This is a genomic window from Nocardia wallacei (genome assembly GCF_029868745.1).
Lineage (GTDB): Bacteria > Actinomycetota > Actinomycetes > Mycobacteriales > Mycobacteriaceae > Nocardia > Nocardia wallacei_B.
This window is the reverse complement of sequence record NZ_JARWOP010000322.1, coordinates 1-8447: the sequence shown is the minus strand read 5'-3', so window position 1 is coordinate 8447 and position 8447 is coordinate 1. Positions and strand designations below refer to the sequence as shown.

At 70.1% G+C, this 8447-nt stretch carries 11 protein-coding genes; 4 read left to right on the top strand and 7 right to left on the bottom strand.

Translation table 11 applies throughout. From position 1 onward, the window contains the following. Positions 1-212 precede the first annotated feature (212 nt). The gene (locus tag QH470_RS30255) at positions 213-710 is read right to left on the bottom strand and encodes a dihydrofolate reductase (protein WP_280275783.1); all 498 of its coding nucleotides are present in this window, start codon (positions 708-710) and stop codon (positions 213-215) included. After that, positions 707-1531 (bottom strand): thymidylate synthase, encoded by an 825-nt coding sequence (locus QH470_RS30250; protein ID WP_280275782.1) that lies wholly within the window; start codon positions 1529-1531, stop codon positions 707-709. The genes QH470_RS30255 and QH470_RS30250 overlap by 4 nt, the downstream gene beginning before the upstream one ends. An 80-nt stretch (positions 1532-1611) precedes the next feature. Here QH470_RS30250 and cobF point away from each other — a divergent pair, with 80 nt between their 5' ends. Further along, positions 1612-2361, top strand: a complete 750-nt coding sequence (cobF, locus tag QH470_RS30245) for a precorrin-6A synthase (deacetylating) (RefSeq protein ID WP_280275781.1) — start codon at positions 1612-1614, stop codon at positions 2359-2361. 7 nt (positions 2362-2368) lie between these two features. Here cobF and QH470_RS30240 read toward each other — a convergent pair whose 3' ends face one another. Next, the gene (locus tag QH470_RS30240) at positions 2369-2821 is read right to left on the bottom strand and encodes a MarR family winged helix-turn-helix transcriptional regulator (protein WP_280275780.1); all 453 of its coding nucleotides are present in this window, start codon (positions 2819-2821) and stop codon (positions 2369-2371) included. Positions 2822-2893: 72 nt separating this feature from the next. On the opposite strand from QH470_RS30240, the gene QH470_RS30235 reads away from it, so the two are divergent. Both QH470_RS30235 and QH470_RS30230 read left to right on the top strand, forming a co-directional pair. Continuing rightward, positions 2894-3262, top strand: a complete 369-nt coding sequence (locus QH470_RS30235; RefSeq protein ID WP_280275779.1) for a VOC family protein — start codon at positions 2894-2896, stop codon at positions 3260-3262. Between the two features lie 35 nt (positions 3263-3297). Then, positions 3298-4164, top strand: coding sequence for an Fpg/Nei family DNA glycosylase (locus QH470_RS30230; protein WP_280275778.1), 867 nt, complete (start codon positions 3298-3300; stop codon positions 4162-4164). Here QH470_RS30230 and QH470_RS30225 read toward each other — a convergent pair whose 3' ends face one another. Genes QH470_RS30225 through QH470_RS30215 form a run of 3 tightly spaced genes read right to left on the bottom strand, consistent with a single transcriptional unit; the run spans position 4165 to position 6334 of the window. Continuing rightward, positions 4165-5679: a carboxylesterase/lipase family protein gene (locus QH470_RS30225; RefSeq protein WP_280275777.1), complete on the bottom strand. Its 1515-nt coding sequence runs from the start codon at positions 5677-5679 to the stop codon at positions 4165-4167. It abuts the gene before it with no gap. Positions 5680-5695: 16 nt separating this feature from the next. Next, on the bottom strand, positions 5696-5941 hold the full coding sequence (locus tag QH470_RS30220; RefSeq protein ID WP_280275776.1) for a DUF2630 family protein: 246 nt from the start codon (positions 5939-5941) through the stop codon (positions 5696-5698). Between the two features lie 9 nt (positions 5942-5950). Next, entirely contained in the window at positions 5951-6334 is a 384-nt protein-coding gene (locus QH470_RS30215) for a nuclear transport factor 2 family protein (protein WP_280275775.1), read from the bottom strand. Between the two features lie 76 nt (positions 6335-6410). On the opposite strand from QH470_RS30215, the gene QH470_RS30210 reads away from it, so the two are divergent. Next, the gene (locus QH470_RS30210) at positions 6411-6983 is read left to right on the top strand and encodes a TetR/AcrR family transcriptional regulator (protein WP_280275774.1); all 573 of its coding nucleotides are present in this window, start codon (positions 6411-6413) and stop codon (positions 6981-6983) included. Between the two features lie 9 nt (positions 6984-6992). On the opposite strand, the gene pdxR is transcribed toward QH470_RS30210, so the two are convergent. Then, positions 6993-8447, bottom strand: coding sequence for a MocR-like pyridoxine biosynthesis transcription factor PdxR (gene pdxR / locus QH470_RS30205; RefSeq protein ID WP_280275773.1), 1455 nt, complete (start codon positions 8445-8447; stop codon positions 6993-6995).

Sequence of the window (8447 nt, the reverse complement as noted above, 5' to 3'; positions counted from 1 at the left end):
GGGGGGGGGTGTGTTCCGCGTGCGGGGGGTGTTGTTGGGCGGCCTTGGCCGGTTCGGTTTGCGGCATGAGCATCCGCCCTAAAACCCCCGTGACGCGCCGAAAACCATGGTGGTTGGTGTATGGGTTCGGTTTTTTATTGTGCGGGAGTGGGGGGTGGTTGGAGGTGGTAATCGGGGTAACTGTGTTCGGACGTTTCGGTTTGCTTGCTTTGTTATCGCAGGTAGCGGCGCCAGCGGAACTGTAGGCCGGTGGTGGATTGTTGCCAGTCGGTGGTGGAGTCCATGTGCCAGTCGGGGCCTATGGTGGGGGCGTGGGCGTCGCCTTTCACCTTGGTGTTCACCTCCGTGATTATCAGTTCGGTGGCGTAAGCCATTGCGGCTCGGTAGATTTCGCCGCCGCCCATGACCCAGGTGAGGTCGGCGTCGGCTAGTTTCAGGGCCTCTTCCAGGGAGGTGGCGCGTTCGGCGCCGGCGGCGGACCAGGTGGGCTGGCGGGTGATCACGATATTGCGGCGTTCGGGGAGGGGGCGGGCGCGTTCGGGGAGGGAATCCCAGGTGCGGCGGCCCATGAGAACGGGGTGGCCCGAGGTCACTTTTTTGAAGTGCGCCATATCCTCGGGGACTCGCCACGGGATGGTGTTGTCGGCGCCGATGACGCCGTCGGGGGTCTGGGCCCAGATCAGGCCTACTCGTGCCGTTCCGGGTTTCATACCGCGACCGGCGCCTTGATGGCGGGGTGATGCTGGTAGTCGACGACCTCCACGTCCTCGAAGGTGTAGTCGAACAGCGAGGGTGCGGGGCGCAGGCGCAGGCGCGGGAAGGGATACGGCTCGCGGCGCAGTTGCTCGCGGACCTGCTCCACGTGGTTGTCGTAGATGTGGCAGTCCCCGCCGGTCCAGATGAAATCGCCGGGCTCCAGGCCGGACTGCTGGGCGACCATGTGGGTGAGCAGGGCGTAGCTCGCGATATTGAACGGGACGCCGAGGAACAGGTCCGCGCTGCGCTGATACAGCTGGCAGGACAGTCGGCCGCCCGCGACATGGAACTGGAACAGCGCGTGGCACGGCGCCAGCGCCATCTTGTCCAGCTCGGCGACGTTCCACGCCGACACCAGCATTCGGCGCGAATCCGGATCCGTGCGCAGAGTGTGCAGGACTTGGGAGATCTGGTCGATGTGCGCGCCGTCGGGTGTCGGCCAGGAACGCCACTGCACGCCGTAGACGGGGCCCAGTTCGCCTGCGGCGTCGGCCCATTCGTCCCAGATGGTGACGCCGTGCTCGCGCAGCCAGCCGACGTTCGAATCGCCGCGCAGGAACCACAGCAACTCGTACACGATCGACTTCAGATGCACCCGTTTCGTGGTGATCAAGGGGAAGCCCGCCGAGAGGTCGTAGCGCAATTGGTGGCCGAAGACGCTGCGGGTGCCGGTGCCCGTGCGGTCCGCCTTCGGCGTTCCGGTGTCCAGCACGTGCCGCAGCAGGTCCTCGTACTGCGTGTCGCGGTGAGCGGGAGGGGTTCGGACGCCGTCCATGTGGGCCGAGTCTACGCACGGCCGAGCGTGGTGCGGGCAGGGGTGACAGGCGTCGTGGCGCGCCTGGCAAGCTGAGCGGCGTGCGGCAGCTCTATGTGATCGGGATCGGCGCGGGGGATCCCACCCAGGTAACGGTGCAGGCCATCGAGGCCATGCGCCGGGTGGACACGTTTTTCGTCATCGGCAAGGGCGACGCGAAACAGGAGCTGGTGGCGGTGCGCACCGCCATCCTCACCGCGCACACCGACCGCCCCTACCGGACCGTCGAGATACCCGACCCGCCCCGCGAGCGCAGCGTCGGAGACGCGAATTACCGTGGCGTGGTCGAGGATTGGCACGAGCGCCGGGCCGCCCTGCTGGAGGCGGCGTTCGCGGGTACCGAGGGGGTCGGCGGCATCCTGGTGTGGGGCGACCCGTCCCTGTACGACAGCACCCTGCGCATGATCGGCCGGGTGCTCGATCGCGGTGTGCTGCGCTTCGAGCACACCGTGATTCCCGGCATCACCAGCGCCCAGGCGCTCGCCGCGCGACATCGCATCGTCCTGCACGAGATCGGCGAGCCTGTCCACATCACCACCGGTCGCCGGCTACGCGAGGAAGGCGTCGCCCCGGGCGAATCCACCCTCGTCATGCTCGACGGCGAAGCCTCCTTCACCACCGTCCCCGGCGCTGATCTACATATCTGGTGGGCCGCCTACTTGGGCATGCCGGACGAAATATTGATCGAAGGCCCCCTGCACGAGGTGGCGGATACGATCGTGCGCCGGCGGGAGGAACTCCGCGCGGCCAAGGGCTGGATCATGGACATCTACCTGCTGCGACGCCGCTGACCCCGCATCAGGCCGTGTGGTCCTGCGCGGGCTCGCCCAGGGCTGTCGCCATGGTTTTCAGGTCGGACAGCAGGTGCCGCAGGCGTTCGGCGGTGAGGTCGGCGGTCATGCGCTGTTCGATCGTCAGGATGTCGGCTCGCGCGGCGCGGAGGCGCTCGGTTCCGGCCGGGGTGAGCTGAGCGGGGAGCGCCCGGCCGTGCGGGGCCTGGTCGGGGCGGGTGACCAGGCCGGCGGCTTCCAGGTTGCGTAGCACCACGTTCATGGATTGCCGGGTGACGAACGCGTCGCGGGCGAGGTCCGCGTTGGAGCGGGCGGTGTCGCCGTCGAGCAGTTCCAGGCAGACGTATTGCGGGACAGTCAAGTCGTGCCGCCGCAGCCGGGCGTCCATGGTTGCCCGCAGCGCCGCCTGCGCCCGTTTGAGTTCGTAACCGACCAGGTTGCCGAGTTCCGTCCGATCCATGTCAGAAGTTTGACATGCCGAGTGGCCGCACGTACCGTCTTGCATGTCAAAGTTCTGACATAGGAGGTCATCGTGAAGGTCACCGGATTCGATTTCATCGGCTTGCAGGTGCGCGATCTGGCAGGCGCCGCCGCGTTCTACGAGGAGCGGCTGGGTCTGCGCCGAGCCGCGGCCGCCCCGCCCGGCGCCGTCGTCTTCGACACCCGGCCCGTCCCGTTCGCGGTGCGCGAGCCGCTGCCGGGTGTCGACCTGAGCGCCGTGCCGCGGCCCGGGCTGGGTGTGGCGCTGTGGTTGCACGCCGACGACGCGCCCGCGCTGCACGACGAGCTGGCCGCGGCCGGGGTCCCGATCGTGCGGCCGATCGCCGACGGTCCGTTCGGCAAGCATTTCGCCTTCGCCGACCCGGAGGGCTACGTCATCACCGTGCACGACGGCGAGTGATCGCCGATGTCGGTGGTGGCCGGTAGTCTGCGAGAGTGCCCGAGTTACCCGAAATCGCGGCGCTCGAGCGGTTCCTCGCCGAGCATGCGGTGGGCGCGGTCGTCGGGCGGGTGGATGTCGCGGCACTGAGCGTGCTGAAGACATTCGACCCGCCGATCACCGCGCTGTCCGGTCGCGACGTCCTCGCGGCGGGGCATTGGGGAAAGCATCTGGGATTGAACTGCGGCGGCCTGTGGCTGATCACGCATCTGTCCCGAGGTGGGTGGCTGCGCTGGATCGACGAGCCGAGTCCGAACCCGCCCAAGCCGGGCAAGGGCCCGCTCGCCCTGCGCGTGCACTTCTTCACTCCCGAGGGCGCGACCCCGGCCTTCGACCTCACCGAGGCGGGCACCAAGAAGCGCCTCGCGGTCTGGGTGGTCGAGGATCCGCAGGCTGTCCCGGGCATCGCGCGGCTGGGTCCCGACGCGCTGGCGGTCACCGAGGCGCAGTTCGCCGAGATCCTGCGCGGCACCTCGCAGCGACTGAAGACCGCGCTCACCGACCAGACGCTGCTGGCGGGCATCGGCAACGCCTACTCCGACGAGATCCTGCACGCGGCCAAGCTGTCCCCCTTCGCCACGGCGGGCTCGCTCGCCCCGGAGAAGACGGTGCTGCTCTACGAGGCCATGCGTGCCATCCTCACCGACGCGGTGAACCGTTCCGTCGGCCAGGACGCCGCCCGGTTGAAGGGCGAGAAGCGTTCCGGCATGCAGGTGCACGCCCGCACCGGCCTGCCGTGCCCGGTGTGTGGCGACACGGTCCGCGAGGTCGCCTACGTCGACAAGTCGTTCCAGTACTGCCCGACCTGTCAGACCGGCGGCAAGATTCTCGCCGACCGCAGGATGTCGCGCCTGCTGAAGTAGTTACCCCAGCGCCGGGACGCGGACGCCTTCCCACGCAAGACGTTTCGCGCGCTCCGGGTCCACTTCCACCCGCGCCGGATGGTCGATGATCCGGGTGCTGCGCCGCTCCACGGAGTACTCCGGCCAGGAGTCGAGCGGTTTCCCGGTGCGCGCGAAGGCCAGCCAGTTCTCCTGGAACTCGTTCTGCACGGCGCGGAATCCGCGCTGTCCGCCGGCCGCCGTCATGGCCCGCCCGACCGCGGTGTCGACGCCGCCGAACACCGGGATCAGATCGAGCGCGTGCGTCGCCCCGAATCCGGCCAATTGCACCGCGCGCGGGGCGAAGTCGTAGCGATACGCGTAACAGCTCGCATGCTTGCTGTGCCCTTCCAGCAGGGCGATCGTGGGCCGCCAGAAGACGAAGTCACCGCCCATCCGCACCGCCGCGCGACGGCCCGGAAACCCCGGATAGGCAGCGACGACACGCTTTTCGAGGTCTTCGCCACCGCACCGGGACAGCGCGGTGTGCAACTGTGCCGCGGTGGTGGGCAGCGTCCGGTCGAAGCGCTGGAACAGCGTGCCCTCGTCGCGATTGGTGCCGATGATCAGCGGAACCGGGTGCGCGCTGCCGTCGGCGCAGGCGTCGACGGGCGCCTGTGGCAGATAGTCGCCGTCGACCACCGGCGCGGCGGGAAAGCTGCCCGGCTGTTCCCACAGCACCTGCCCGACGGCGCGGTCGACCGCCTTGCGAATGTCGTTGGCGCCCAAGGTAGTGAGCGCTGTGGCGGCGTCCTCCCTCGCGACGCCGAGGTTGTCCAGACAGCGGCGGGCGAAGTCGCGCGCCTCCTCAGCAGTCATCGCCCAGTCCGCCGGAGCGCTCTGGGCGATGCCCCGATGGAACAGGCCCGCCGCCGCGGGTGTGGCCAGCAGGCTCACCACGGCGTGCGCGCCCGCCGACTCACCGAAGATGGTGACATTGCCGGGATCCCCGCCGAATGCCGCGATATTGCGCTGCACCCAGCCCAGCGCCGCCACCTGGTCACGCAGGCCCAGATTCGATTCGAAAGGCCTTTCCGCGGTGGAGAACTCGCTGAAGTCGACGTAACCGAAGGCGCCGAGCCGGTAGTTGAGCGACACCACGATCACGTCGCCCCGCAACGCCAGCCGTGCTCCGGAGTAGAGGCCCAGCGCCGACGTGCCGAGCACGTAGCCGCCGCCGTGGATGAACACCAGCACCGGCCGCGGCGCGGACGACGGTGAGATCGGCGCCGTGACATTCAGGGTCAGGCAGTCCTCGGCGGTCGGCTGGGAGCGGCGCGGGCCGATGAGGGCCCCGCGCCGGTGCTGCATGGCCGCGAACCCGAAGTCGGTCGCGTCCCGTACGCCGGTCCAGGGCTGGACCGGTTGCGGCGCCCGGAAGCGCAGGTCACCGACCGGGGGAGCGGCGTAGGGGATGGACCGCCAGCGCAGCACGCGGCGGCCCCGACGACCCCGCACGATGCCGTCGGCGGTCGTGATATCTGTCGTTGCCACCATCCAGCGATGGTATCCGTTACTGGAGGTACCCCTCGACCTGCTTGGCGGAGTTGGACTGGGCCTCGTCCGGGTTCTCGCCCCGGTCGGTGCGGGCGCGCCGCTGTCGCAGCAAGTCCCAGCACTGGTCCAGCATCACCTCGAGATCGGCCAGCTGGGCGCGCTCCTGCTCCGGATCGAGCGACCCGCCCTCAGCCTTGGACCGCAGCTGATGCTCCCGATCCACCAGGTCTTTGATGCGCGAGAGAATGTCCTGTTCGGTCATGGGACCATGCTACGGAACGGTGCGGGTGAGCCCGTGGGAGCGGCGCATTCGCCCGTCGGGGGTGAACTCGCCGAACAGGTACAGCTCGGTCGTGATCCGGCGTTCGTTGCGCATATGGGCATGGATGGTCAGCCGGGCGGCGACCCGGCCGCCCTCGGCCAGCGCCTCGTGCACCTCGATCCGGTAGTCCCGCAGGTTCTTGCGGATCGGCCGCAGATGGGCAACCAGGCGCTCGCGATCGATGCGGATGCCGTCGCTGATCTCCACCACATCCGGGGTGTGGAAGCGGTCGACGATCTGTCCCGGATCGCCCTCACTCAGGGCCGTGTCGGTGAAGCCGGTGAAGAAGTCGGCGATGAACTGCTCCGGGGGGAGGTGTGCTGCGTGGTCCATGGGCGCTCCAGCCGTAGAATTCTGACAACGCTGTAAACGTTAGGCTTCGGCCGTAAGTTTGACAAGGGTGTAAGAGTTGGTCAGTTCGAGTGCACCGCGTCGCCGCGCCGACGCCGAGCGCAGCCGCGCGGCCATATTGGAGGCCGCGACTCGGCTCCTCGCCGATCGGCCCGGCGCGGGGCTGGCCGCCATCGCCGCAGAGGCGGGAGTCACGCGCCAAACCGTGTACGCGCACTTCGCCTCTCGCGACGAACTGCTCGCGGCGGTGATGGATATCGTGACCGAGCGGACGGTCGCGGCGATGAACGCCGCCGACCCCGACAGCGGCCCCGCGGCCGACGCCCTCGTGCGCATGCTCGAAATCAGCTGGCGCGCCTTCGAGAGCCATCCGGTGCTGCACCGGGTGGAGGCGACGCCCCAGGGCGATCGGGACCGCCATGTCCCCGTCGACGATTATCTGCGACGACTCATACGCCGAGGTCAACGTGCCGGAGAGTTCGACCGGACGCAACCGCCGAGCTGGCTGGCCGCCGCCGTCATCGCGCTGGGGCACGCCGCCGGGGAGGAGGTCAAGGCCCGGCGCATGAGCGTCGAGGAGGCCGAGGAGCGGCTGCGCGTGAGCGTGCTGCGGCTGGTCGGGACGGACTGACGAGCGGACCTATGCGGTCGCCAGGCACTTCGCCGCGATCGCCAGGGCGGTGCGCAGGTCCGTCTCCGACAGCGCCGAATAACCCAGTGGCACTCCGAAATTCCGCTGCTCGCCGAGGTGGTGCCGGGCGAGGCGGTCGAGGAGGACGCCGCGTCGCCCTGCGGCCGCTACGGCCCGTTGTTCCGCCGCGGCCGACGGAAGCGCCACCAGCACATGGGAACCCGCATCGTCACCGAGGACCTCCAGACCGTGACCGCGCAGCTCGTCGACCACCGCCGCCCGCCGCGGCGGCATCTTGCGGCGTAACCGCCGCAGGTGGCGTGCCAGATCGCCGTGCCGTGCCAATTCGACCAGCACCTGCTGGCCGATCGGCGCGGGGCCCGTCCCGGTGGTATTCCGGTGTGCTGTCACCGCTTTCGCGACAGCGGGCGCCGCCACGAGCCAGCCGACGCCCAATGTCGGACTGAGAATCTTGGACGTGGTCCCCAGATGCACCACCACGTCCGGGGCCAGCGTGGCGAGCAGCGGCAGTGGGGCCGTGTCGTAGCGCAATTCGCCGTCGTAGTCGTCCTCGATCACGAAAGCTCCCGTGCGGCGGGCGAATTCGATCAACTCCACGCGCCGCCCCGCGGGCATGCGGGCGCCGAGCGGAAATTGATGGGCGGGAGTGCAATACACCGCCGCCACGCCGGGCGGTATCAGGTCGACCCGCAGCCCCTCGGCATCCACCGGCACCGGCGCCACCCGCACGCCCGCCGCGCGGAAGGCGCCCACCGCCCGCTGGTAGCCGGGATCCTCCATCGCCACCACGGCCCCGGGACGCAGCAGCGTGGCGGCGAGTTCGGCGACGGCGGCGCTGGTTCCGGCCGTCGCCAGCACCACGGTGTCGCTACCGGCCGCCAGGCCGCGGTGCCGCAGCAGATGCTCCGACACCATGGTCCGATAGTCGGGATCGCCCCGTCTATCCTTGCGCGCCACGGGAATACGGTCGGAGGCCGAACGCCACGCACGGCGCCAGGCGGCCCGGTCGATCGCCGCCACACAGGGTGCGCCGGGCGCCAGATCGTATCGCGGCGAGGCGGTTTCGTCCTCGAAGGCCGGATCGGCAGGTTCCGGCGCCGGAACGGGAGCGGCCGTGAGGAATGTGCCGGATCCGTGCCGCCCGGTCAGCCAGCCCTCGGCGTGCAGTTGGTCGTAGGCCGCGGTGACGACGGTGCGGCTGACTCCCAGCCGGCCGGCGAGCGCGCGCGAGGACGGCAACCGGTCGCCGCCGCGGAGCCGGCCGTGGGGCGCCCCCCCGCCCCGGCCCGCCGGGCCCAGCCACCGCCCCACCCCCCCGCCGCCGCGCCGGGGGCCCCCGGGCGGCCCCGCCCCCCCCCCCCCCCCGCGGGGCGGGGGGGGGGCGGGGGGCCCCCCCCCCCGGCCCCCCCCCGCGCCCGGGATCCGCAGCCCGAAATCGTAGAT

What these genes read in the sequence shown, in the direction of transcription:
- QH470_RS30220 (WP_280275776.1), bottom strand. Translation starts at nt 5,941, where the DNA reads ATGACCGAACAGGACATTCTCTCGCGCATCAAAGACCTGGTGGATCGG.
- QH470_RS30240 (WP_280275780.1), bottom strand. Translation starts at nt 2,821, where the DNA reads ATGGATCGGACGGAACTCGGCAACCTGGTCGGTTACGAACTCAAACGG.
- QH470_RS30225 (WP_280275777.1), bottom strand. Translation starts at nt 5,679, where the DNA reads ATGGTGGCAACGACAGATATCACGACCGCCGACGGCATCGTGCGGGGT.
- QH470_RS30215 (WP_280275775.1), bottom strand. Translation starts at nt 6,334, where the DNA reads ATGGACCACGCAGCACACCTCCCCCCGGAGCAGTTCATCGCCGACTTC.
- QH470_RS30250 (WP_280275782.1), bottom strand. Translation starts at nt 1,531, where the DNA reads ATGGACGGCGTCCGAACCCCTCCCGCTCACCGCGACACGCAGTACGAG.
- QH470_RS30255 (WP_280275783.1), bottom strand. Translation starts at nt 710, where the DNA reads ATGAAACCCGGAACGGCACGAGTAGGCCTGATCTGGGCCCAGACCCCC.